Source organism: Rhizobacter sp. SG703, from assembly GCF_012275445.1.
In the GTDB taxonomy this organism is placed as follows: domain Bacteria; phylum Pseudomonadota; class Gammaproteobacteria; order Burkholderiales; family Burkholderiaceae_C; genus Rhizobacter.
Window position 1 is genome coordinate 113,720 of sequence record NZ_JAAZQK010000006.1, and the last position, 23,309, is coordinate 137,028.

The 23,309-nt window shown below is 71.1% G+C and carries 20 protein-coding genes; 12 read left to right on the forward strand and 8 right to left on the reverse strand.

Translation table 11 applies throughout. From position 1 onward, the window contains the following. Positions 1-6 precede the first annotated feature (6 nt). The 11 genes from FHT26_RS13790 to FHT26_RS13840 all read left to right on the forward strand — a co-directional run bounded on the left by FHT26_RS13790 (position 7) and on the right by FHT26_RS13840 (position 14,181). Complete coding sequence (locus tag FHT26_RS13790) at positions 7-897, forward strand: helix-turn-helix transcriptional regulator (RefSeq protein WP_168560698.1); 891 nt, start codon at positions 7-9, stop codon at positions 895-897. A gap of 16 nt (positions 898-913) precedes the next feature. Further along, the gene (locus tag FHT26_RS13795; RefSeq protein WP_168560699.1) at positions 914-3,430 is read left to right on the forward strand and encodes a serine/threonine-protein kinase; all 2,517 of its coding nucleotides are present in this window, start codon (positions 914-916) and stop codon (positions 3,428-3,430) included. Then, positions 3,430-5,682: a serine/threonine-protein kinase gene (locus tag FHT26_RS13800; protein WP_168560700.1), complete on the forward strand. Its 2,253-nt coding sequence runs from the start codon at positions 3,430-3,432 to the stop codon at positions 5,680-5,682. The genes FHT26_RS13795 and FHT26_RS13800 overlap by 1 nt, the downstream gene beginning before the upstream one ends. Before the next feature lie 215 nt (positions 5,683-5,897). Further along, the gene (locus tag FHT26_RS13805; protein WP_056807544.1) at positions 5,898-6,203 is read left to right on the forward strand and encodes a hypothetical protein; all 306 of its coding nucleotides are present in this window, start codon (positions 5,898-5,900) and stop codon (positions 6,201-6,203) included. Positions 6,204-6,223: 20 nt separating this feature from the next. After that, positions 6,224-6,565 (forward strand): TrbC/VirB2 family protein, encoded by a 342-nt coding sequence (locus FHT26_RS13810; protein WP_168560701.1) that lies wholly within the window; start codon positions 6,224-6,226, stop codon positions 6,563-6,565. A gap of 21 nt (positions 6,566-6,586) precedes the next feature. Then, a complete protein-coding gene (locus tag FHT26_RS13815; RefSeq protein ID WP_168560702.1) occupies positions 6,587-9,121 on the forward strand; it encodes a VirB4 family type IV secretion system protein in 2,535 nt (844 codons plus the stop codon). Beyond that, the gene (locus FHT26_RS13820) at positions 9,121-10,251 is read left to right on the forward strand and encodes a hypothetical protein (protein ID WP_168560703.1); all 1,131 of its coding nucleotides are present in this window, start codon (positions 9,121-9,123) and stop codon (positions 10,249-10,251) included. Before FHT26_RS13815 ends, FHT26_RS13820 begins: the two co-directional genes overlap by 1 nt. Beyond that, positions 10,238-11,233: a type IV secretion system protein gene (locus tag FHT26_RS13825; RefSeq protein WP_168560704.1), complete on the forward strand. Its 996-nt coding sequence runs from the start codon at positions 10,238-10,240 to the stop codon at positions 11,231-11,233. The genes FHT26_RS13820 and FHT26_RS13825 overlap by 14 nt, the downstream gene beginning before the upstream one ends. Beyond that, positions 11,230-12,234, forward strand: a complete 1,005-nt coding sequence (locus tag FHT26_RS13830; protein WP_168560705.1) for a type IV secretion system protein — start codon at positions 11,230-11,232, stop codon at positions 12,232-12,234. Before FHT26_RS13825 ends, FHT26_RS13830 begins: the two co-directional genes overlap by 4 nt. Continuing rightward, positions 12,231-13,205 (forward strand): type IV secretion system protein, encoded by a 975-nt coding sequence (locus FHT26_RS13835; protein WP_168560706.1) that lies wholly within the window; start codon positions 12,231-12,233, stop codon positions 13,203-13,205. The genes FHT26_RS13830 and FHT26_RS13835 overlap by 4 nt, the downstream gene beginning before the upstream one ends. A gap of 163 nt (positions 13,206-13,368) precedes the next feature. Further along, positions 13,369-14,181, forward strand: coding sequence for a CHAP domain-containing protein (locus FHT26_RS13840; RefSeq protein ID WP_168560707.1), 813 nt, complete (start codon positions 13,369-13,371; stop codon positions 14,179-14,181). Positions 14,182-14,281: 100 nt separating this feature from the next. Here FHT26_RS13840 and FHT26_RS13845 read toward each other — a convergent pair whose 3' ends face one another. From FHT26_RS13845 to FHT26_RS13880, 8 genes are all read right to left on the reverse strand, one after another. Next, the gene (locus tag FHT26_RS13845) at positions 14,282-15,259 is read right to left on the reverse strand and encodes an isoaspartyl peptidase/L-asparaginase family protein (protein ID WP_168560708.1); all 978 of its coding nucleotides are present in this window, start codon (positions 15,257-15,259) and stop codon (positions 14,282-14,284) included. A gap of 2 nt (positions 15,260-15,261) precedes the next feature. Continuing rightward, a complete protein-coding gene (locus FHT26_RS13850) occupies positions 15,262-16,005 on the reverse strand; it encodes an amino acid ABC transporter ATP-binding protein (protein ID WP_168560709.1) in 744 nt (247 codons plus the stop codon). 5 nt (positions 16,006-16,010) lie between these two features. After that, positions 16,011-17,081: an amino acid ABC transporter permease gene (locus FHT26_RS13855; protein WP_168560710.1), complete on the reverse strand. Its 1,071-nt coding sequence runs from the start codon at positions 17,079-17,081 to the stop codon at positions 16,011-16,013. After that, positions 17,082-18,221 carry an amino acid ABC transporter permease gene (locus tag FHT26_RS13860; RefSeq protein ID WP_168560711.1) on the reverse strand — a complete coding sequence of 380 codons (1,140 nt, stop codon included), beginning with the start codon at positions 18,219-18,221 and terminating at the stop codon, positions 17,082-17,084. 41 nt (positions 18,222-18,262) lie between these two features. Continuing rightward, positions 18,263-19,288 carry an amino acid ABC transporter substrate-binding protein gene (locus FHT26_RS13865; RefSeq protein ID WP_168561018.1) on the reverse strand — a complete coding sequence of 342 codons (1,026 nt, stop codon included), beginning with the start codon at positions 19,286-19,288 and terminating at the stop codon, positions 18,263-18,265. 29 nt (positions 19,289-19,317) lie between these two features. Continuing rightward, entirely contained in the window at positions 19,318-20,259 is a 942-nt protein-coding gene (locus FHT26_RS13870) for a MurR/RpiR family transcriptional regulator (RefSeq protein ID WP_168560712.1), read from the reverse strand. 155 nt (positions 20,260-20,414) lie between these two features. Further along, a complete protein-coding gene (locus tag FHT26_RS13875) occupies positions 20,415-21,521 on the reverse strand; it encodes an ATP-grasp domain-containing protein (RefSeq protein ID WP_168560713.1) in 1,107 nt (368 codons plus the stop codon). 261 nt (positions 21,522-21,782) lie between these two features. Beyond that, positions 21,783-22,949 carry a DMT family transporter gene (locus tag FHT26_RS13880; RefSeq protein ID WP_168560714.1) on the reverse strand — a complete coding sequence of 389 codons (1,167 nt, stop codon included), beginning with the start codon at positions 22,947-22,949 and terminating at the stop codon, positions 21,783-21,785. A gap of 31 nt (positions 22,950-22,980) precedes the next feature. Between FHT26_RS13880 and FHT26_RS13885 the strand changes: the two genes are divergently transcribed. Next, a complete protein-coding gene (locus tag FHT26_RS13885; protein WP_168560715.1) occupies positions 22,981-23,232 on the forward strand; it encodes a hypothetical protein in 252 nt (83 codons plus the stop codon). The last annotated feature ends 77 nt before the right edge of the window (positions 23,233-23,309 follow it).

Below are 23,309 nucleotides of genomic sequence, written 5' to 3' on the forward strand. Positions count from 1 at the left end.
GTTGCGATGAACGCCACGATCCACGCCGACATCGACAGCGGCTTCGGCCACCTGCCGGGCGTCGAGCACGGCCTGCCGGTGCTGCGGCCGCCGCCGCTGCTGCTGCACACCGAGCCGCCGCGCATCGAGTCGCATCCGCTCGGCAGCCCGCGCCGGCCGTCGCTGCTGACCGCGCTGCTGGCCGCCGAGAGCCCGTGCGAGCGCCACCGCACGGTGCGTGCGCTGATGCAGACGCTCGGCTTCGACTGGCTGGCCTGCGGCAGCTTGGTGCGCGACGAAGCCGGCTGGCGCCCGGCCGCGTTCTGCACCACGCTGATCGACATCGACTGGCTGCAGCGCTATTTCGGGCAGAGGCACCACGAGGTCGATCCGCGCTGGCGCGAGGCGCTGCAGTCGTCGCTGCCGTGCATCTGGTCGCTGGACCAGTGGGACGACGCCGGTGCAGCGGCGGATGCGGCAGGCACCCACTTCGGCCGCTTCGTCGCCGACCTGCGCGCCACCGGCATGCACAGCGGCGCCCTGCTCGCGCTGCCGGGCCGCCGCGCCGACGAGCGCTGGCTGCTCAGCCTGCTGTCGCGCACGCCGGGGACGGCCTGGATCGGCGACGCTGCGCTCGGCCAGTTGCTGAACCTGAGCCTGTGCCTGCACGAGTTCTACCTGCAGCACACCCGCTGGCCGCAGTCCGGTCCCGCCACGCCCCCGGAAGAAGTGCTGAACCCGGTGCAACGCGACATCTTGCTGCAGCTCGCGCACGGTGCGAGCGACAAGCAGATCGCGCGAGAGCTGCAGCTGTCCTCGCATGCCGTCGACTACCACATGCGCCAGCTGCGCCGCCGCTTCGCGGCCCGCAACCGCGTGCAGCTGACCCAGGCGGCACAACGCCTCGCGCGGCGCTGAGCTGGAAGGGACTCCGATGAGCCTTGCGACGGATGCGCAGCGCTGGCAACGGCTGAAGGCTCTGGTGGCCGATGCGCTGGCGCTCGATGCAACACAGCGCACCGAGTTCGTGCAGCGCAGTTGCGCCGGCGAGCCGGACCTGCAGGCCGAGCTCGAATCGCTGCTCGCCGCCGCCGCGCCCGACGACACGCCGCTCGACCAGCAGCCGGCCGCGCAGCTGCTGCAGGCGATCGACGAGCATGCATCGCGCCACTGGATCGGCCGCCGGCTCGGGCCCTACCGGCTGGTCTCGCTGATCGCGCGCGGCGGCATGGGCGAGGTGTACCGCGGCGAACGCGACGACGGCCAGTTCGAGCAGCGCGTCGCGATCAAGCTGATGCGCGCGGACGGCGACCAGCAGATGCTGCTGGCGCGCTTCAATGCCGAACGCCGCATCCTCGCGTCGCTCGACCACCCGAACCTCGCGAAGCTGCTCGACGCCGGCCTGACCCCCGACGGCGAGCCCTACTTCGTGATGGAGCTGGTCGACGGCATCGCGCTCGATTTCCACTGCGAGCAGCAGGCGCTCCCGGTGGCGCAGCGGCTGCAGCTCTTTCGCAGCGTCTGCCTGGTGGTCGACTATGCGCACCGGCAGGGCGTGATCCACCGCGACCTGAAGCCGGCCAACATCCTGGTCACGCCGCAAGGCGTCGTGAAGCTGGTCGACTTCGGCATCGCGAAGCGCGTCGGCCCGCTCGACGGGACCGAAGGCAGTGAGCCGACCCTGACGCTGCAGCGCGTGCTGACGCCCGACTACGCCAGCCCCGAGCAGGTGCGCGGCGAGCCGCTGACGCCGGCCAGCGACATCTATGCGCTCGGCGTCGTGCTGTACCGGCTGCTGGCGCGCGCCAGCCCGTACGGTGCGGCCACCGACAGCTACGCGCTGACGCGCGCGATCTGCGAGACCGAGCCGCCGCGCCCGAGCCGCGCGGTGCCGCACGGCGGCCGCCTGCGCCGCCAGTTGCGCGGCGACCTCGACGCGATGGTGCTGATGGCGCTGCGCAAGGAACCGGCGCACCGCTATGCGTCGGCCGAGGCGCTGGCCGATGACGTGTTCCGCCACCTCGAAGGGCTGCCGGTGCATGCGCGCCGCGGCGCCTGGAGCTACCGCGCCGGCCGCTTCGTGTTGCGGCACCGTGCGATGGTCGGCACCGCGCTGGTCGCCAACCTCGCGTTGTCGGCCGGCATCGGCATCGCCGCCTATGAAGCGTGGGAGGCCAACGTGCAGCGCGAACGCGCCGAGCGCCATTTCGCGAGCGTGCGCAAGCTGACCAACACGCTGATCCTCGACGTCAACAATGCGATCCGCGACCTGCCGGGCTCGACGCAGGCCCGCCAGCTGGTCGTGCAGACCGCGCTGAACTACCTGCAGCAGCTCAGCGCCGAATTGCAGGGCGATGCCGCGCTGCAACTGGAGCTGGCCGGCGGCTACCGGCAGATCGCCGACCTGCAGGGGCGCAATTCGGAGGCCAGCCTGGGCGATCCGGTGGCCGCGCTCGCGAGCTACGAGCGCGGGCTGGCGCTGGCCGAGCCGCTCGGGCAGCCGGCGCGGCGGCGCGATCCGAACTTCCGCGCCGCGCAACGCGAACTGGCGCTGCTGCACGGCAGCCGCGGCGCGCTGCTGACCTCGATGGGCCGCAACGACGCCGGCATGGAATCGCTGCGCCAGGGCATCGCGATCACCGACGACCTGATCGCCGCCGAGCCCGACAACGCGCCGCTGCTGCGGCTGCGCGCCACGTTGTACAGCGAACTCGCGCACGGGCAGCAGAACGCCGGCCAGCACGAGGCCTTCCTGGCGTCGACCGAAGCGGCCACGCAGCAGCTCGAGGCGCTGCTTGCGCGCCAGCCCGGCGATGCGATCGCCGCCAACACGCTGGCCACCACCTACGGGCTGCGCGGCATGACGCTGCTCGGCCACGACCTGAAGCCCGACACCGCGCAGCGCGCGCTGCAGGCCTACGGCAAGGGCGCGGCGCTGCTGCAGCGCCTGGCCGACGCCAACCCGAACGACACCAAGCTGATGCGCACGCTGGCGATCCAGTACCACGGCATGGGCCGCTCGCTGGTGCGATTGAAGCAGCCGGCCAAGGCGCTGGAGCTGCACCGCCGGGCGATCGCGATGCTGGAGCGGCTGGCGCAGCAGGAGCCGAACAGCCCGCAGTTCAATGCCGACCGCGCCGGCGCCGCGGTGCGGCTCAGCGAGGCGCAGCTCGCCGCCGGCGACGTGCCGGGCAGCCGCAGCACGGCCGCCGCGGCGGTCGCCACCTTCGAGGCGCTGCCCGACGGCATCCGCCGCGACATCGTCACGCACTACCTGCACGGCCTCGCGTACTACCAGCTCGCCCAGGCGCTGCGCGCGCAAGGCGATCACGACGAGGCCTGCAGGCGCTACCGGCAGAGCCTGCCGCTGTTCGACGACGTCGCGCGCCTGCTCGACCCGACCGACATCGGCCCCGACGCGGCGCGCGCCGCGCTGCAGCGCTGCACCTGATGGAGCGCGCGCCGTCCGCCGTCACCGGCCAGCGTTTCGGTCCGTACCGGCTGGTCGCGCCGCTCGGCCGCGGCGGCATGGGCGAGGTCTGGCGCGCCGCGCGGGCCGACGGCCAGTACGAGCAGCAGGTCGCGATCAAGCTGGCGACGTCCGCCGGCGACGGGGCATCGCCCGACGCGCTGGAGCGCTTTCGCCGCGAGCAGCGCATCGTCGCCGGCCTCGACCACCCGCAGCTCGCGAAGCTGCTCGACGCCGGTGTCGCGGACACCGGCCAGCCCTACTTCGCGATGGCGCTGGTCGACGGCGAGCCGATCACGCGCCACTGCGAGCACGCGGGCCTGGCCCTGCCGGCGCGGCTGCGGCTGGTGCGCGAGGTCTGCGCGGTCGTGCACTACCTGCACCAGCAAGGCATCGTGCACGCCGACCTGAAGCCGGAGAACCTGCTGGTCGGTGCCGCCGGCGAGCTGCACCTGGTCGACTTCGGCATCGCGCGCCACATCGGCGAGCCGGCCGCGGCCGCGATGACGCTGTCGTGCGCCAGCCCGGAGCAGGTGCGCGGGCTGCCGCTGACGCCGGCCAGCGACGTCTATGCGCTCGGGCTGCTGCTGTACCGGCTGCTGGCCGGCCGCAGCCCGTACCGCGAGCAGGCGGCGCATGCGCTGGCGCACGAGGTCTGCGAGCGCGAGCCGCCGCCCACCGGCGCGCGCGCCGACCGCGACCTGGAGGCGGTGGTGCGCCGGGCGCTGCACAAGGAACCGGCGCAGCGCTATGCGTCGGCGCAGGCGCTGTCGGAAGAGCTGTTCCGCTGCCTCGAAGGCCTGCCGGTGCAGGCGCGCAGCGGCGGACTGCGCGGCCGCGTGCGCCGCTTCGTGCTGCGCCACCGCAGTGCGGTCGGCGCGGCGCTGCTGGCCAACCTGGCGCTGGCGGCCGGGCTCGCGCTGATGGTGCACGAGACGCAGCGCGCGCAGCACCAGCGGGCCCGCGCCGAGCAGCATTTCGCGAACGTTCGCGCGCTCGGCCGCGTGCTGATCTTCGACGTGCACGACGCGATCCAGAACCTGCCCGGCGCGACGCCGGCCCGCAAGCTGGTGGTCGAGCATGCGCTGCGCTACCTGAACGAGCTGAGCGACGACCCGTCGACCGATCCGTCGGAAGACGCCGGCCTGCGCACCGAGATCGCCGCCGGCTACCGCAAGGTCGGCGACATCCAGGGCCAGCCGTTCGGCGCCAACCTGGGCGACCCGGAAGGCGCGCGCCGCAGCTACCTGCGGGCGCGCGAGCTGCTGACGGCGGTGCTGGCCGCGGCCGTGCCGGGCAGCGCCCGCGACACCGCGCAGCGCGAGCTGGTGGTGGTGCACAAGCGGTTGGGCGCGCTGTCGGATTCGCTCGGCGAGCTGGCGGCGGCCGACGCCGCGCTGCGCGCCGGCATCGCGCTCGCGCAGGCGCTGGTCGACGCGCAGCCGGCGAACGGGGATTTCGCGTTGCTGCTGGCGGCGATGCACGGCCAGCTGAGCCAGCTGAAGTTCTACGCCGGCGATTTCCCGGCCTACCTGCAGGCCGCCGACGTCGAGTTCCGCGCGCTCAGCGAGATCGTCCGGCGCCAGCCGGACGACCGCGACGCGTTGATGAGCCTGTCGGTCTGGCACGACCTGCGCGGCCAGTACCTGGCGCAGCGCGACGACACGCTGGACAGCGGCCTGCAGGCGCTGCAGTCGTTCGAGGCCTCGATGCGGCTGAAGCAGCAGCTGCTCGACCGCGACCCGCACAACAGCAGCTACCTGCGCTACGTCGCGAGCGAGCACCTGAACCTGGGCGTCACGCTGCTGCGCGTCAAGCGGCCGGCGCAGGCGATCGCCGCGTACCGGCGCGGCGCGGCGCTGCTGGCCGAGCTGTCACGCCAGGACCCCGGCAACATGGACGCCCGCCAGGCGCTCGCGCTGGCCAGCAACAACCTGAGCGTCGCGCTGTACGACAGCGGCGACCTGCCGGGCAGTGCGCGCGCGGCGCGCGAGTCGATCGCGGTGTTCGAGTCGTTGTCGGAAGGCGCGCGGGCCGATGTCGCGGCGCTGCGCATCCAGGGCCGCAGCCACTTCCAGCTGGGCCGTGCGCTCGCGCGCAGCGCGCCGCGCGAGAGCTGCACGCACTACCGCCGCTCGCTGGCGATCCTGGCCGACCTGCAGGCGCGTGTCGGCCTCGCGCCAGGCCAGCTCGACCCGGCCGAGGTGCGCGCGGCGCTGGCACGCTGCCCGTAGCCCGGCGTGCGGGCGTCCGCACGCGCCGGGCGAGGCAATGCGAAGTACTGCACGCCCCGGCCCTGCCTCTCCGATCTCTCCCACCGCCCGCCCTCCGCGATTCACGAGGCAAATCAAGGGCTTGCCGCGCATCGCGGTCCGCCGCCCCGATCGCCGTCTGCCATGGCATGCCTCTCGCGATGTCTCACGTGGCCTGACCCACGGAGCACGACGCGATGGCAGAAACGAAGAAGGACCGCAGCCTGCAGGAAGTGAAGATCTTCGCGCGGGAGAACACGATCTGGGGCATCCCCAGCAAGCAGTTCATCGGCGCGGCGGTGCTGACGGTCGCGATGCTCACGCAGATCCCGTTCGTCTTCGCGTTCGCGATGGGCGGCCTGCTGTTCGGCGTGCTGTTCGCGATCTACAACGACGACCCGCGCGCGCTGCTGGCCTGGCAGCGCTCGGTGGGCCGCCCGGTCCGCTGGTCGGCCTGCCCACGCACGCCGCGCCGCGTCGTCATCGTCCCCTTCCACAAGTGAAAACCACAGGAGTGCCTTCCATGCGTGTCAAATCCTTCGTGCGGCCCATCGCCGGTCGCCTTGCTGCCCCGCTGTCCGGTCTCGTCCTGACCCTGCTCAGCGCCTCCGCCCATGCACAGGCCACCGCCGCCAACTTCGACAGCCTGCGCACCTTCCTGCAGGCCTTCGCGAACTTCATGACCGGCCCGTTCGGCAAGGCGGTGGTGGTGGTCTCGATCGTCGCGGCCTTCTGCACCTGGGTGTTCGCGCCGAAGGACGGCATCTTCGGCCCGGTGCTGCGGGTGGTGGTCGCCGGCATCGCGATCATGAACGCCGCGCTGTGGATCGCCCAGTTCGGCGGTGCCGGCAACATCACGCTGTAAGCGCGACGGACGCGAGCGGCCATGGGTGCCAGGGACAAGATCGGCTCGGTGCTGGACCTGCACACCGCCTACGGTGTGTACAACGGCTTCGTGCTCACCAAGACCGGCTCGCTGATCGGGGCCATCGAGCTGTCGGGGCGCGACCCCGACGGCATGGCCGCCATCGACCACCAGGGCATGACGCACATCGCCCGCGTGATCTACGGGGCGCTTCCGAAGGCGATCGCGGTCACGCAGTACTTCGCGCACTTCGAGGGCGCGCGGGTCTCGCTGCTGCGCCGCGAGCACCCGATCAGCGACCTCATGTCGAAGCAGCGCGAGGCCTTCCTGAACGGCCGCGACCTGTGCAACTCCCGGCTGGTGCATTACTTCGAGGTGCAGGCCGGCGAGAACTCGAACAAGCTCGACGTCGCCGGCCTCGTCAAGCACCTGGCGATGTCGCCGGTCAGCGGCGCGAGCCGGCGCATGGTGAAGCAGACGCTCGGCAAGGACGGCGCGCTGCTGTACCTCGCCGAGCAGCTGGAGCGCCAGTCGTGGATGCTGAAGGACGCGCTCGCGGTGCTGGTGGCCAAGTGGTCCGGCATCATGGGCGTCGAGCAGCTCGGCATCGACGAGCTGTGGGCGCACATGCGCTTCCTGGCCACGCTGCAGCCGCGCCGCCTCGACACCGCGCGCCACGAGACGCCGCCCGAGAGCAACTGGGACCACTTCCTGGCCAGCGGCGACGTGCGCCACCTGCGCGTGCACAACATGGACGTGCTGAAGATCGACGACGCCGAGCACCAGTACGTGAAGATCGGCGCCGTCAGCCGCCTCGGCAGCCCGGTGCGCGAGGGGCTGTGGGGCCATGGCGACGACTCGCCGGCACGGCTGCGCGGCAACTACCTGCTGATGCACCGCTTCACGCCGTTCAGCGAGTTCAAGCGCTCGATGCTGTTCCGCAACAAGCAGACCGAGCTGGAGCGCAGCGCAATCAGCCCGTGGGACGTGCTGCAGGGCCGCGAGCGCTCGCTGTACGAGAAGCAGGCGACGATGAAGCCGGTGATCGCCGACAAGATCGCCGAGCTCGGCGAGGCCGAGGCGCTGGACGAGACCTGGGGCCAGGGCCACAGCTTCGTCGCCGCGTTCAACCCCGACCCGGTGCAGCTGCGCGAGACCGTGCTGTCGCTGGACCGCGCCTGCTCCAACGTCGGCCTGTCGCTGGTGTGGGAGGGCGTCGACCTGCCCTACGCCTACCAGACGATGCAGCCCGGCGGCCAGCACAAGAGCATGCGCGACATGGTGCTCAACGGCACGCAGAGCGCCGCAGCGGCGCTGCTGTACCAGAGCGCGCTCGGCCAGCCCTGCGTCGAGGACCTCGGCGGCGAAGAGGCGCAGTACGTGCTCGAGAGCCGCGACGGCCGGCCGTTCTTCTTCAGCAACTTCATCGGCGGGCGCGCGATGCTGGTCGGGATCGGCCCGATCCGCAGCGGCAAGACCTTCCTGAAGAACACGCTGGCGACGCACTTCCTGAAGTACGGCGGCGTGATCCGCGCGATCGACATCGACCCCGGCACCGAGACGCTGGCGCAGGCCTTCGGCGCGGACGGCGGCATCTTCCGCGTCACCGCCGACGGCCGCCATGGGCTGAACCCGTTCGTCAACTACCAGGGTGCGAACGACCTCGGCTTCGTCGTGCACATGACCGAGCTGCTGGTCGAGATGATGCGGGCCAACGACGACCCGCTGCTGCAGCAGCTCGCGCACAACGAGCAGGAGTACCTGGACGGCGCGATCCGCAAGACACTGCTGCTGCCGACCTCGATGCGCACGCTCGATTCGCTGGTGGCCCACATGCCGATGCAGCTGGCGCAGAAGTTCACCCGCTGGACGCGCGGCACCGACCCGCAGATGGCCGGCCGCTACGCGCCGCTGTTCGGCGCCACCGTCGACTCGGCCGGCGGGCTGGACAAGCGCGTCGGCGTCTACAACCTGCAGGCGGTACGCGACGACGAGAACGCGATGCGCCCGCTGCTGCTGGAGCTGTTCTACCGCATCACCCGCACCTTCGAGGACCCGGCGAAGCGCGGCGTTCCGAAGGAGCTGCACGTCGACGAATGCCACCATGCGCTGCGGCTGAAGTCGTTCGCCGAATACCTGGTGGCCAAGGTGCGCACCTGGGGCAAGTGGGGCGCCGGCGTGCAGCTGTGGACGCAGTCGCCCGAGGAGCTGCTGCGCAGCGACAGCTGGGCCGCGGTGCGCAGCGCGGCCAGCACCTTCGTCTTCATGTCCGACCCGAAGATGGACGACGCGCTGTACCGCGAGACCTTCCCGTTCCTGCAGGCGGGCGAATGCGAGGCGATCCGCTCGCTGGTGCCGAAGCGCCAGGCCTTCCTGGTGCAGCAGGAGCTGGGCGTCGCGAAGATCGTCAACCTGGTGGTGGAGCCTGAGCAGTACGTGATGAACACCTCGCACCCGCGCGAGGCGGCGATCCGCACCGCGCTGATCGAGGAGCACGGCTACCAGCGCGGCATGCAGCTCACATTGGCCCGCTTCAAGGAAGAGGGGATCCTGTGATGCTGCCCCGGCTGCTGTTCGTCGCCGCGATGCTCGGCTGCTGCACCTGGGCGCGCGCATCCGGCGACCCGGAGATCGACGCGCTGGTGCGCGAGATCGAGGGGCTGCCGCCGCAGGCCTTCGAGCAGGACCCGCAGGGCTGGCAGGAGGTGCTGGAGCTGCTGGAGGCCTATGCCGCGCAGAACGGCAGCGCCAGGGCGGTGCGCCGCCCGGCGGCGGCGGCCGCGACCGGCGGCCCGGGCATGACGGCCGCGCAGCAGCGCGAGGCCTTCGGCCAGCTGCTGGCAGGCGTGCGCGAGCTGCCGGTCAGCGACCTGGCGAGCCTGATGGTGTCGGCCGGGCTCGCGCAGGTCGACCCGCCGCGCGGTCCGAACGAGGCGATCGATCCGCGCGCCGCGGTGCAGCTCGGCCGCTGGGCCGAGGCGGCGCGCGGCGTGCCGGCAGGCGCGCCGTCGTTCGCGGTGCTGCCGCTGTTCCAGCCGGATGCGTTGCGGCTGCTGGCGCGCCGCGTCGAGCTCGCGAACGCCGGCCAGCCGCGCGCGGCCGCGTTGAACGACACGATGCAGGCCAGCATCGCGACGCTGAGCCGCCGCGCCGACGAAGAAAGCCGCACGCTGCTCGAGCTGCGGCGCGCCGGCCAGGCCAGTGCACAGCGCCTGGGCGCGCTCGACGGGCTGATGCAGGCCGCCACCGCCGCGCCGCTGGCCGATCCCGCGGCCGAATCGGCCCAGCTGGCCGGCCTGCGCGGCACGCTGGCCGGCGTGCAGGCGCAGCAGACGCAGGCGCTGATGCAGCTCGGCGGGCCCGATTTCAGCGGCGGTGCCGCGCCGCTGGCGATGCCGCGCAGCGCGCTCGCGTCGCGCGCTGCGGCGTCGGCGCTGGCCGACGACCTGAAGCGCCGCATCGCCGCCGGCCAGGTGGTCGGCGACGAACCGCAGCGCCAGGCCGCGCAGCTCGGCCGCGACACGCTGGCGCTCGCGCTGCTCGATGCGCTGGCGCGCGAAGAGGCGGTCAAGGATGCGGCGCTGCGCTACGGCTGGCAGCTGCAGGCCCAGCTGCTGCAGACCGGCGCCGAGATGCGCCGCCTGGCCGACGCGGTGGAACGGGCGCCCGGCCATGCGGCGCTCTGAGCGCGCGGCGCTCGGCATCGTCGGCGCGCTGCTGCTCGCCGGCTGGGCGCTGCCGGCGCACGCCGCGTCGCTGCCGGCGCTGCACGAGGTGTTCCTGGTGTTCGACACCGTCACCGAGCAGATCACGCAGAAGATCGGCGACGCGCTCGGCACGCACGAGATCGAGATGGTCGTCAACGTGCTGTTCTCGGCGCTCGCGCTCGGGCTGTTCGTCTGGAAGTTCAGCGGCTACGCGCTGCGCGGCTTCGACCTGCTCGACATGATGGCGCTGATGATGACGCTGTTCTTCGTCTACCTGATCCTGAGCGCGTACAAGGCGATCTTCCCGGCCATCTTCGGCGCCGGCCGCTATGTGTCCGACGTGCTGGGCGCCGGCATCTCCGGCCGCGACCCGAAGGTGAGCCTGGCCGAGAACATCTTCGGCATGGTGGTGCAGGTCGACTTCCATTCGTCGTGCGACCTGTTCGACTGCCTGGGGCCCGGGATCATGTCGTGGATCGCGGCGATCTTCGCGTACATCATCGTGATCGCGCTCGGCATCGTCGCGACGCTGGTCGAGCTGTGGACGATGTGGGGCTTCCAGATCGCCTATGCGATCGGCTGGCTCACCGTCCCCTTCCTGCTGTTCGAGCGGCTGTCGTTCCTGTTCGACGGCTGGCTCAAGTTCTTCTTCGGCATGGTGGTCTACGTGATGGTCGCCAAGGTCAACCTGGCGCTGGTGCTGCTCGGGCTGGAGATCATGTTCGGCATTGCGCACGGCGGCGGCATCCCCGATTCGCAGACGGTCGACGTCGACGGCTTCTTCTCGATCGTCGGCATGCTGGTGTTCCTCGCGGTGGGCATCGCGACGCTGTACAGCACCGGCCGCTTCGCGTCGGCCATCGTGCAGAACGCGGCGGGCGGCGGCGTCGGCGACGTGGTGCAGCGGGCGGCCAGCGCCGCCGCCACCGCGGCCGGCGCGGTGATGGCGGTGGCGCTGTGAAGGCCGCCGGCATCGCCCGGCGGCTGGCCGCGCTCGCGCTGCTGCTGGCGACGCCGCTCGCGCATGCGGCGCTGAACGATGCGTTCAAGCGCATCGGCCAGTTCGAGGATGCGATCGTCGACCGCGTCAGCGCCGTCGTCTCGGGCGGCGCGATGCACTACGTCGCGACGCGGCTGTTCTTCGTGCTGGCGCTGGCGCTGTTCGTGCTGAAGTGCACCTCGTGGGCACTGCGCGGCTTCAAGCTCGGCGAGATGGTCGAGACCGCGGTGCAGATCATGTTCACCGGGTTGATGCTGAGCATGTTCACGACGGTGGTGCCGGCGATCTTCAACGCGGCGCTGTTCGTCGGCGCGGCGCTGCTGGCCGGCATCATGGGGCTGGGCGGCGGCACCGCGGCGGCGCTCAGCACGCCGGCCTCGCTGGTCGACATGCTGGTCACCTACGGCACGCAGATCTCGCCGAACTGCCACCTCGGGTGGAACCCGCTGAACATCCTCGACTGCGTGCGCGGCGGCGCGGTGCAGATCGTCGCGGCGCTCGCGATCTCGCTGCTGCTGGCCGGGCTGTGCGTCGCGGTGCTGCTGGTCGACGTGTGGGGCTTCTGGCTGTACGGCATCGCGCTCGCGACCGGGCCGGTGCTGCTGCCGTTCACGCTGTACAAGCGGCTGTCGTTCCTGTTCGAAGGCTGGCTGCGCTTCTTCTTCGGCGCGGTCATCTACCTGATCCTCGCGCGCGTCAACCTCGCGCTGGTGGTGGTCGCGTTGATGACCTACTGGGGCTCGACCGCGGCCGCGCTGAGCGGCGGCGGCTTCACGCCGCCGACGCTGGCGCCGATCGACGACGTGACGCAGGTGCTCGGGCTGATGCTGTTCGCCGGCGTCGGCATCTTCACGCTGCTGGCCACCGGCCGCTTCGCGAACGCGGTGGTGGCCGGGGCCGCGGCCGGCGGCATCAACTTCGGGCAGATGGCGCGCACCGTGACGCGCTGGGTGACGCGGTGAAACGGCGGCCGTGGCTGCCATGGCTCGGGGCGGGCGCGCTGCTGCTGTGCGCCGCGCTGCCGGCGCAGGCCGCGCCGCCGGCCGACATGCCATGGCTGCACGACATCTTCGTCACGCTGCGCGAGGCCGACGACGCGATGACGGCGCATGTGTCGGCGGCGCTGACGTCCGAGCGCATCGGCATGGTGGTGCACGTGCTGTTCGCGTCGCTGTCGCTGTTCCTGTTCGTCTGGAAGTTCATCGGCTTCGCGCTGCGCGGCTTCGACATCGTCGACCTGCTGGAACTGAGCTTCACGGTCGGCTTCGTCTACCTGCTGCTGACCGGCTACCGCGGTCTGATGCCGGCGATCGCCGCGGCGACGCGCTTCGTCGGCGACCACCTGGGCGGCAGCATCGCCGGCATCGGCACCGACCGCACGCTCGCCGAGGAGATCTTCACGACGGTGCTGCAGCTGAGCCTGCACCCGGTGTGCGACGGCCTGATGGACTGCATCACGAACCGGGCCTACGCGATCTTCACGACGATGGTCGCGAGCCTGGCGATCCTGTTCCTCGGCGCGGTCGCGACGGTGGTGGAGCTGTGGATGCAGTGGTGCTTCGAGATCGCGTTCGGCCTCGGCTGGTTCACGATCCCGTTCCTGCTGTTCCGCAAGCTGTCGTTCCTGTTCGACGGCTGGCTGAAGCTGTTCTTCAACGTGATGATGTACGACCTGATCGCGAAGGTGACGCTGTCGATGGTGCTGCTCGGCTTTCGCGCGATGAGCGCCAGCGCGACCGGCTCGATGGGCGCGACGATCGACGTGCACGGCCCCTACGACCTGGTCGCGCTGTTCCTGTTCCTGGTGCTCGGGATGCTGGCGATGGCCTGCACCGGGCGCTTCGCGACCTCGGTGGTGGCGGGGATGTCGGGCACCGGCGGGCTGCTGCAGGACGTGGCGCGCACCGCCGCGCGGTCGGCGGGCGGGCGCTGAGCGCCGGCGCCGTGCGGGCGGCCACCCAGGCCGGCCGGGCCAGTGCGTGAAGCCGCACGCCGGCGCGGCGCCGGCCGAGGCAAATCAAGCACTTGGCGACGCGCCGCGCTGGCACGCGGCTGGCGAACGGTCCGGGCATCGACGACCTCTCACAGGAGATCCCATGGCGCTTTCGCTTGCCCACCGGTTTTTTCAACGATTGGCGCGCATCGTTGCGCTGCTGTCCCTGGCGGCGCTGCCGCAGTTCGCGTCCGCGTTCGCGTGCGGCGCGCCGCCGTCGGCCTACATCGACGGCCAGCGCGGCGGCTTCACCGACTTCACCGATTCGACCGGCTTCCCGATCTTCAACAAGGAGCACTGCTACGGCAACCCGATCTTCAGCACCAACGGGCACGACACCTACACCAGCAACCCGTTCAACAACCGCACGATGACCAACAGCGGCTTCGGCTACCAGTGCACCGAGTTCCCGCAGCGCTACTACATCTTCCGCTTCCACAAGCGGCTGGTGGTGCCGTCGGCGGCCGACCTGTGCACCTTCAACCTGCCGCAGGGCGTGTCGCGCTTCAAGCCCGGCCAGGGCACGCCGGTGCCGGGCGACATCTTCGTGTTCGGCCGCGGCATGTGCGGCGCGAGCCCGGAGCACGGCCATGTGTCGATCGTCACCAAGGTCTACAACCCGGGCTCGATCCAGATCGCGCAGCAGAACATGCGCAGCGAGCGCTCGACCATCGCCAACGTGAAGACCAGCTGCGGCTGCGGCTTCCTGCATGCCGAGGACAACCTGGCGGCCAACATGCCGTGGACCGACACGCCGAGCGATGCGTGGGACCCCGACAACTTTCCGTGGGACGACCGGCCGATGGACACCAACGGCGGCAGCCTGATCGGCGACCCGGCGGACATGTGCACCTGCCGGTCGGACGACCCGACGCAGATCTGGCCCTTGTGCTGCAAGTTCCCGAAGGAGAAATGACCGCCCCTCGCCCGGTGGGTACACCGGTCGATCCCCCGAGGGGATCCGGGCCGGCTTGGGGCGGCCCGGCGCTCGGCCCGGCGCTCCGTCCGCCTCCCGGTCATTCGAAGATGGCGGTCGCCTGCGGCACGCCTTCGCGGACCCAGGCGCGGTACATGCCCTGCGAGTTGAACGGCATCGCGAGGCTGCCGTCGGCGCCGAGCGCGACCAGGCCGCCGCGACCGCCCAGCGGCTCCAGCGACTGCAGCATCGCGCCCTGCGCCGCCGCGCCGACCGCCTGCCCGAGGTAGCGCATCCGCGCATGGATGTCGTGCGCCAGGCAGGCGCGGATGAAGTGCTCGCCGCTGCCGGTGCACGACACCGCACAGCTCGCATCGTTCGCATAGACGCCGGCGCCGACGAGCGGCGAATCGCCGATGCGGCCCGGCGCCTTGTTCGTCATGCCGCCGGTCGACGTGGCCGCCGCCAGGTGCCCCTGCCGGTCGAGCGCAACCGCGCCGACCGTGCCGAACCGCGGCGCGTCGGGCGACAGCGGCACCGGGTCGTCGGCCAGCGCCGCCGCGTCATGGTCGAGCGCCGTCGCACCGGCCGCCTGCATGCGCAGGCGCCGCCATTGCGCGAGCCGCTGCGGGGTCGAGAAATAGCCGGGATCGACCATCGCCAGGCCGCGCGCTTCGGCAAAGCGATCGGCTCCGTCGGCCCCCAGCAGCACGCTGCCGCCGTCGCGCAGCAGCTCGCGCGCCGCCTGCACCGGGTTGCGGGTGCGCTGCACGCCGGCCACCGCGCCGGCCGCCAGCGTGTGGCCGTCCATCACGCCGGCGTCCAGCGCATGGCGGGCATCCGCATCGAACACCGCGCCATGGCCGGCATTGAACAACGGGTTGTCTTCGAGCGCGCACACCGCGGCCACCACCGCATCGAGCGCGCTGCCGCCGCGCGCCAGCACCGCCTGCCCGGCCGACAGCGCGGCGCGCAGCCCGGCGTGGTATGGCAGCTCGGCCTGCCGCATGTCGCGCGCGGGAGCGCGGGCGATGGTGCCGGCACCGCCATGCAGCGCGAGAACGTAGCTCCGCTCCATGCTCAGTGCGCCATCAGCTGGCCGAGGAAGGCGCGCGTGCGCTCGTTCTGCGGCTGGTCGAAGAAACGCGCGGTCGGCTGCAGCTCGACGATGCGCCCGGCTTCCATGAAGGCGACGCGGTCGGCCACCCGCCGCGCAAAGCCCATCTCGTGCGTGACGACGATCATCGTCATGCCGTCGCGCGCCAGCGCCTGCATCGTCTCGAGCACCTCGCCGACCATCTCGGGGTCCAGCGCCGAGGTCGGCTCGTCGAACAGCATCAGCCGCGGCTTCAGCGCCAGCGCCCGCGCGATCGCGACGCGCTGCTGCTGCCCGCCCGACAGCTGGCCGGGGAACTTGTCCGCCTGCTCGGCGATGCGCACCCGCGCGAGCAGGGCCTGCGCCTGCGCCCGCGAGGTCGACGCCGCCTCGCGCTGCACCAGCTGCGGCGCGAGCATCACGTTGTCGATCACGCTCAGGTGCGGGAACAGGTTGAACTGCTGGAACACCATGCCGATGCCCAGCCGTGCGCGCGCCGCGTCGCGCGAATCGTCGAGCAGCGTGCCGTCGAACACGATGCGGCCGCGCTCGGGCCGCTCGATCGCGTTGATGCAGCGGATCAGCGTCGACTTGCCCGAGCCGGACGGGCCGCAGACCACGAGCTTCTCGCCCTCGGCCATCTGCAGGTCGCAACCGGCCAGCGCATGGAACGCGCCGAACCATTTGTGGAGGCCCGAGATCTCGAGCAGCGGAGTGGATGCAGTCATCAGGTTCACCTCACGGCATGGCGGCGGTCGAGCCAGCGGCCGTACTGCGCGATCGACAGGCCGATCAGCAGGTACACCGCACCGACCATCGCGTACATCTCGACGAAGAAGGGTTGCCACTGCGGATCGCCCATCGCCAGCCGCAGCGTGCCGGTCAGGTCGTAGACGTTGACGATCGCGACCAGCGACGTGTCTTTCACCGCGCCGATGAAGTGGCTCATGGTCGGTGCGATCGTCACCCGCAGCGCCTGCGGCAGCACGATGTGGCGCAGCCGCTGCCAGCGCGACAGCCCGAGCGCATGCGCCGCCTCCAGCTGGCCGCGCGGCACCGCCTGCAGCCCGCCGCGGAAGATCTCGGCCAGGTAGGCGGCGCCGAACAGCGTCAGGCAGGCGGCGATGCGCAGCATCGGGTCGAGCCGCCAGGCCGGCGGCAGCAGCAGCGGCAGCACGAAGGCGCCGAAGAACAGCAGCGTGATCAGCGGCACGCCGCGCACGGCCTCGATGTACGCGCCGCACAGCCAGCGCAGCAGCGGCAGCGGCGAACGCCGGCCGAGCGCCAGCCCGATGCCCAGCGGCACCCCCAGCAGGCAGCCGGTGACGGCCAGCAGCAGCGTCAGCGGCAGCCCGCCCCACAGGTCGCTGCCGACCGGTGCGAGCCCGGCCACGCCGCCGGCCATCAGCACGCCGAACAGCAGCAACGTGGCGGCCAGCAGCGCGACACCGACACGGCCGAACAGCCGCGGGTGCGCCGCACCGCACACGCCGGCCAGCAGCAGCGCGCTGCCGAGCACCGGCCGCCACTGCTCGCCGGGCGGGAAGCGGCCCAGCAGCACCAGCCGCGCCTTCTCGCTGACCACGCCCCAGCACGCACCGGCGACGGCACGGCAGGCTTCGGGGTCGGGCTGCACGACGGCATCGAGCACCGCCCAGCGCAGCAGCTGCCAAGCGCCCCAGCCCAGCACGAGCAGCAGCGCGGTCGACACCAGTGCCGACGGCAGGTCGGAGAACAGCGCGCTGCGCAGCCGCTGCAGTACCGAGGCCTGCGCCGGGCGATCGAGATCGAGGGTCGCGTCCATCTAGCGCTCCTTGAGTTGCACGACAGCATTGACCGCGCCCATCGCCAGCGCGATCAACAGGTTCAGCAGCAGGTAGACCGACGCGATGATCGCGATGCATTCGATCGCCTGGCCGTTCTGGTTCAGCGAGGTGGTCGCGACCGAGACCAGGTCGGGGTAGCCGATCGCGACCGCGAGCGACGAGTTCTTGACGGTGTTCATCACCAGGCTCGCGAATGGCGGCACGATGACCCGCAGCGCCTGCGGCACGATGACGCGGCGCAGCGTCTGCGCGCGGGTCAGCCCGAGCGCCTGCGCCGCCTCCCACTGGCCGCGCGGCACCGCCTGCAGCCCGGCGCGCACGACCTCGGCGCCATAGGCGCCGGCGTACACCGTCAGCGCACCGACCAGCGCCAGCCACTCGGGGCTGAGCGTCGCGCCGCCGGTCACGCCGAAGCTGCCGAGCACCGGCCGGTCCCAGCTGCCGGGCTGCAGCAGCCACAGCGCGGCGACCAGCACCGGCGCCAGCGGCCAGGCCGCGGCGCGCCGGCCGAGCAGCCGCCAGGTCGTCCACGGCAGCAGCAGGCTCAGCGCGAGCAGGCCGGCCGCCAGCAGCGCATCGAGCTGCGGCACCGCCACCGCGAGCCCGCCCTTGCTGAGGAAGACCAGGCCGCTCCACTGCATCGGCGCCTCGGGCGCCGGCAGCAGCATCGTCAGCGCGAAGTACCACAGCAGCACCTGCACCAGCAGCGGCACGTTGCGCACCAGGTCGACGTAGGCGATCGCGCTCCAGCGCAGCAGCGCGTGCCGGCTGAGCTGCGCGATGCCGACCGCGAAGCCGAGCACGCTGACCAGCAGTACCGCCGGCAGCGCGGCGCGCAGCGTGTTGGCGATGCCGGCCGCGAACGCGCGGGCATAGGTGTCGCCGGCGTCGTAGGGCACCAGGCCTTCGGAGATCGCGAAGCCGGCGCTGTCGTCGAGGAAGCCGAAGCCCGACGCGACGTGCCGCGCAGCCAGGTTCTGCGCCGCGTTGTGCGCCAGCCAGCCGCCGAGCGCCAGCACGGCCAGCAGCGCGACGACCTGCAGCGCCAGGGCCTGCCAACGCAGCGGCGCGCGCGGCGCGTCATCCGCCGGCACGGCGCTCGCTTCGGGCGCGGCCATCAGGGGTCCCAGGGGTGGGAAGGTGGCGGACATCGCGACCCTCAGCGCAGCGGCGGCGACATCAGCAGGCCGCCTTGCGTCCACAGGCTGTTGCGCCCGCGCGGCAGCTTGACCGGCGAGCGCGCGCCGAGGTTGCGCTCGAAGCTCTCGCCGAAGTTGCCGACCTGCTTGACGATGCGGTAGCTCCAGTCCTTGTCGAGCCCGAGGAAGCGGCCGAGGTCGTCGCCGCTGCCGGCGAAGCGGCGGATCGCCGGGTCGCTGCTCGACGCCTTCAGCCCGTCGATGTTGGCCGACGTGATCGCGAGCTCCTCGGCTTCGATCATCGCGTTCAGCGTCCATTTCGCGATCGCGAACCATTCGTCGTCGCCGCGCCGTACCGCCGGGCCGACCGGCTCCTTCGAGACCAGCTCGGGCAGGATCACGTAGTCGTCCGGGTTCTTCAGGTGCGTGGCCTTCAGCACCGCGAGCGCGCCGCTGTCGCCGGTGAAGGCCTGGCAGCGGCCGCTCGCGAAGGCCTGCTGCGCCGCTTCGGCCTGGTCGAACACGACCGCCTTGTACGGGATCTTGTGCGCGCGGAAATAGTCGGCCAGGTTCTTCTCGGTGGTGGTGCCGGCGTCGACGCAGATGGTGGCGCCGCCCAGCTGCTTCACGCTCGCGAGGCCGGGCTTCTTCTTCGCGATGAAAGCCTGGCCGTCGTAGAAGTTGATGCCGACCCAGGCGAGGCCGAGCGACGCGTCGCGGGTGAAGGTCCAGGTGGTGTTGCGCGACAGCACGTCGATCTCGCCGCTCTGCAGCGCGGTGATGCGCGTCTGCCCGCTGGTCGGCACGTACTTCACCTTCGCGGCGTCGCCGAGCACCGCGGCCGCCAGCGCCCGGCAGTAGTCGATGTCGAGCCCGCTCCATTGGCCGCTGCCGTCGGCCAGCGCGAAACCGGCGCGGCCGGTGTGCACGCCGCAGGCGACGACGCCTTTCTGCTTGATGCCGTCGAGCACCTTGCCGGCCTGCGCGGCCATCGGCAGCGCGAGGCCGGCGCAGAGCGTGGCACGGCGGAGGACCAGGGACACCATCGGCGACACGAATGGGGCGGCGTACTGCTTCATATCTCGTCCTTGTTGCTGCGAGAGGATTGGCCGGGAGATTGGCGGGGGAATTGGGCGTCGGTGGTGAGGTGCGACAGCACCGATTCGGACAGCTCGCGCGCGATGCGCAGGCCGTCGGGGTTGAGCCGCATCACCGCGGCGACCAGGGCTTCCATCACCGCCAGCGCGCCGAGCGCGGAGCTCGGCAGCACCGCGTGCTGCGCCGGCGCGAGCAGCAGCGTGTCGGCCATCGTCGCGAGCGGCGCGGTGGGGCTGTCGGTGATCGCGATGACGTGGGCACCGCGCTTGCGCGCGAACTCGGCCAGTCGCACGGTGGCGATCGAATAGCGCGGCAGCGAGAGCGCGATCAGCAGGTCGGTGTCGCCGCAGCGGGCCAGGCGGCGTGCCGCGACTTCGGTGCCGCCGCTGCCGGCGATGGCCCACACCTGCGGCAGGTAGGGCATCAGCACGTGGGCACCGTAGCCGGCGACGAAGCTGCTGGTGCCGAGGCCGAGCAGCCAGACGTTGCGCGCCTTCAGCAGGCGGCCGGCGGCGCGCTGGATCTGCGGGACGCTGGCGGCCTGCGCGAGGGCGTCACCGTCGATCGGGGCGTCGCCGGTCTTCGCCCTGCCGGCCTTGCCGGTCTTCGGCGAGCGACCGGTGGCGCCGTTGCGCGCGCCGTCGAGCTTGCGCACCGGGTCGACCACCGATTCGAGCTCGCGGCCGAGCTGGCTCTTCAGGTGCGTGAAGCCTTCGAAGCCGGCCGCGACCGAGAAGCGGTTGATCGCCGCGACCGAGGTGCCGGTCAGCGACGCGATCTCGTCGGCGCTGCACGACAGCGTCTGGATCGGGTGCGCCGCCATCCAGTGGCCGACCCGCGCCAGCGACGGCGAGGCCTGTTGCGCCGCGGCGGCGATGCGCTGCTGCGCGGAAGCTTGTGAGGACGATGACGACGGCATGAATGAATGATGACATTCACTTTGTCATTTGTAAATCATTTCATTCACTCAGGAGTTTCCCTGAATGCGCGACCCAAAAGGAAACCGGGAGACAGTGCAGAAGCACTGTCCCCCGGTCGTGGTGCGGACGTGATGAAGCGTGTCGAACCGCGGAACTACGCGGCGAGCAGGATCCTGCTCACCTCGTCGTACCGTGCCCGGGCGTCGTCACCGTAGATGGCGATCCCGAGAGTGCGACCGGTCTTGAACCAGCCCCACAGGTAGGCGACAGCGCCGCCCGTGGAGTCCAGCTCGTGACCGGTGTTCTTCAGCCGGTCGAGCGCCTGCGTGAGCGACAGCCTCGGGTTCACCTGGGTCTCCCGGATCAGGAAGACCTTGTCGAATCCGAACTGCACGCGCAGGTACTCCGGCACCGACGAGCCGTTGACGCGGAGGTTGAACTCCGTGACACGCCCCGTCAGACCGTTGACGCGGAAGTCGATCCCGAAGAAGCCGCGCAGCCCGAGGGCCACCAGCTTCTGCGCGATCGCGTGAGTCAGCGGGCCCCAGTTGTCCGAAGACGTCTCGTTGCCCGCGTGGTGACCGTTGATCACCACCTGCTCGGTCGTCGCCAGGAAGCGCAACGTACCGTCGAACTCGGCGAAGTACTGGTTCGAGTAGTCGTCGCCGGGGACGTGCTCCTGCACCTGGAACGCCTCGTCGCGCCGCTGGAAGCGACGGACGGTGGCGTCCAGATCGGCACGCCCGACGGGACCCTCGACGTTGATTCCGCCGGTGGTCTCGACGGTGCGCTTGAACCACACCGAGTCCATGTCCTGCGGGATGTCGACGGTGTCTCCGGGCCGGAACACCAGGGACCTCGGGATCAGACCCGAGAACCCCCAGTCCTTCATGACACCGGGGAACTTCGACTTCATCGACGCGGCCTCGATCACCTTCTGCCAGTCCCGGGCCCAGTCGAGCTCCCGGACGTTCGGCGGAGCGTACGCGCGCTCGAACATGCAGGGCACGTACGTTTCGCGGCGCAGCATCGGAACCGCGCCCTGATTCCAGACGACGTTGGTCGTCGGGTTCAGGCCGCAGCGCCGCAGGTGGGCGATGGCCGGGCGGAACAGGGACCTGACGCTCGGGTCCAGCTGGATCCGGTCGCCGTTGGTGGAGATGGCGAGGTACTGCGTTCCGCCACCCTTCATGCGCTCCGGGTTGTCGCTCTGGAACCCCTGTCCCAGATACCCGTTGAGCAGTGCTCGTGCACCCTTCATGTTCCCTCTTCTCGTCCGTGAAGCGGCAACCACCCAGAGGGCGGATGCCACTTCAACCGTGCGCACCCCAATCGGGGTTCGCCTGCCGGGTGTAGGGCAGGCCACGAGCGTGTCAAGACCAAGTGTGGAAAAGGAAGAAGCGCCGGACGATCGAGCAGCGAGAGCTGCAGGACCGAACCGACGCTTCCGGGGTCGCGATGCGGCGCGCCAGGTGGACGACCACCCGGCGCGACCGCATCGCATCCGATTCAGGCCGACGTGCTACTGCACACCGGCGCCTTCATCGGGATTCTTCTTGGTGGTCGTCAGCAACCAGCCGGCCCACATCGCGACCGGGACCAGCAGCAATGCCTTGATCTGCACGGGCCCGGGAACGTCGTGGAACAGCCAGATGTCGAGCGCGGCGCCGAACATCACCTGGAAGCCGCGCAGCGTGTTGAGCCGCGCGACGGTGATGCCGGTGCCTTCACTGGTGACGTAGGCGAGCTGCATCGCGAGTTGCTGCAACAGCGAGAACCCCGCGACACCGAGGACCAGCAGCACCCCCAGCAGCGACGACGGAACGGCGGCCCGCTCCAGCGACACCACCGGTGCCGCCGTGAACCACAGCGGCACCGCCAGCACCGCGGCGGGACCGTTCTGCCACAGCGCCTGGGTGAGCTTGCTTTCCTTGCGCCCGTCGCCGGCCGCCGCGTCCTTCTTCGACACGTCATCGGTCAGGTAGTGCAGCACGGTCGTGAACAACCCGCTGCCCAGCATGTACGCGATGCCGTGCCAGATCGAGCCTTCGGCCTTCGGAGCTTCCGAAGCCAGCAGGCTGGCCGCGATGGCGTAGATCGCCGGAGCGACCCACGCCGACGCATTGATCCGGTCGTGCTTGCCGAAACGGGAGAGGGTCCCGCCGACCAGCAACGTCCAGACCGGCACCACAGCCATCGACACCGCCGACTGCAGCTGCCCCGCCATCTCGACCGACGCGAACAGGATGCAGACCGTCTGACCGGTCTGCGTGATCGCCTGCCCCACCCGGTTGACCAGGTAGTGCGGGCGGAACACATCCAGCGACCGCTGCCGCCGAGCCCTCGCGAATGCCACCACGAGCACCGCCAGGAACACGCCCTGGAAGCGCACGGCCAGCACCGTCGAGTCGCTCGCGAGCGACAGCACGCCGATCGCGCGGCTGGACGTCTGCACGGCTTGGACACCCGCGCAGTACAGGACGAAGAACATCCCCGCGATCAGGACCTTGCGGCCCAGCAGTCCACTCAAGACTGCCACCTCCTCCATGTCACGCGAGCCGGAGTTTCCGGACCCGCAGATTCCCGCGTGAGGTGCGGCGACCTTCCGCCTTTCACGCGTGCGGAATCGCCCGCTGGGTCTAGGGCGGCGCGCGCGCTTGTCAAGGCCGGCCCGGGGCTTGCACTGCATTCCCGGTTCATCACCGCGAGGCACACCGACCATGACACCTCCCACCTCCTCCACTGCACGGCGCGACACGATGCGCTGGGTCCCGGTCCCCGAAGAGCTCTTCCAGGCCACGCTGAAGCTGCGCATGCAGGTGCAGAAGCAGCTGCAGATGCGCCCCGACCTGTCGGTGGTCGTGGGCGCGATGCTGGCGCGCGCGCTGGAGACCGACGCCCTCGCCGACGCGGTGACGCGCCATGCGCTCGCGCAGCTTCAACGCAGCGTCGAGAGCGCCGGCCAGCCATGAAGCGGCTCATCCACGGTGTGTGGCGCGGCGCACGCCCGACGGCACCGAGCGCGGCGTGCCGCACAGCGCGCCGCCGC

Bases quoted from the DNA above. Each gene is read 5' to 3' on its own strand.
- FHT26_RS13855 (WP_168560710.1), bottom strand. From the start codon at position 17,081: ATGGACGCGACCCTCGATCTCGATCGCCCGGCGCAGGCCTCGGTACTG.
- FHT26_RS13875 (WP_168560713.1), bottom strand. From the start codon at position 21,521: ATGAAGGGTGCACGAGCACTGCTCAACGGGTATCTGGGACAGGGGTTC.
- FHT26_RS13820 (WP_168560703.1), top strand. From the start codon at position 9,121: ATGCTGCCCCGGCTGCTGTTCGTCGCCGCGATGCTCGGCTGCTGCACC.
- FHT26_RS13885 (WP_168560715.1), top strand. From the start codon at position 22,981: ATGACACCTCCCACCTCCTCCACTGCACGGCGCGACACGATGCGCTGG.
- FHT26_RS13870 (WP_168560712.1), bottom strand. From the start codon at position 20,259: ATGCCGTCGTCATCGTCCTCACAAGCTTCCGCGCAGCAGCGCATCGCC.
- FHT26_RS13865 (WP_168561018.1), bottom strand. From the start codon at position 19,288: ATGGTGTCCCTGGTCCTCCGCCGTGCCACGCTCTGCGCCGGCCTCGCG.
- FHT26_RS13840 (WP_168560707.1), top strand. From the start codon at position 13,369: ATGGCGCTTTCGCTTGCCCACCGGTTTTTTCAACGATTGGCGCGCATC.
- FHT26_RS13790 (WP_168560698.1), top strand. From the start codon at position 7: ATGAACGCCACGATCCACGCCGACATCGACAGCGGCTTCGGCCACCTG.
- FHT26_RS13850 (WP_168560709.1), bottom strand. From the start codon at position 16,005: ATGACTGCATCCACTCCGCTGCTCGAGATCTCGGGCCTCCACAAATGG.
- FHT26_RS13860 (WP_168560711.1), bottom strand. From the start codon at position 18,221: ATGGCCGCGCCCGAAGCGAGCGCCGTGCCGGCGGATGACGCGCCGCGC.
- FHT26_RS13845 (WP_168560708.1), bottom strand. From the start codon at position 15,259: ATGGAGCGGAGCTACGTTCTCGCGCTGCATGGCGGTGCCGGCACCATC.
- FHT26_RS13880 (WP_168560714.1), bottom strand. From the start codon at position 22,949: ATGCAGTGCAAGCCCCGGGCCGGCCTTGACAAGCGCGCGCGCCGCCCT.
- FHT26_RS13825 (WP_168560704.1), top strand. From the start codon at position 10,238: ATGCGGCGCTCTGAGCGCGCGGCGCTCGGCATCGTCGGCGCGCTGCTG.
- FHT26_RS13805 (WP_056807544.1), top strand. From the start codon at position 5,898: ATGGCAGAAACGAAGAAGGACCGCAGCCTGCAGGAAGTGAAGATCTTC.
- FHT26_RS13815 (WP_168560702.1), top strand. From the start codon at position 6,587: ATGGGTGCCAGGGACAAGATCGGCTCGGTGCTGGACCTGCACACCGCC.
- FHT26_RS13810 (WP_168560701.1), top strand. From the start codon at position 6,224: ATGCGTGTCAAATCCTTCGTGCGGCCCATCGCCGGTCGCCTTGCTGCC.
- FHT26_RS13795 (WP_168560699.1), top strand. From the start codon at position 914: ATGAGCCTTGCGACGGATGCGCAGCGCTGGCAACGGCTGAAGGCTCTG.
- FHT26_RS13800 (WP_168560700.1), top strand. From the start codon at position 3,430: ATGGAGCGCGCGCCGTCCGCCGTCACCGGCCAGCGTTTCGGTCCGTAC.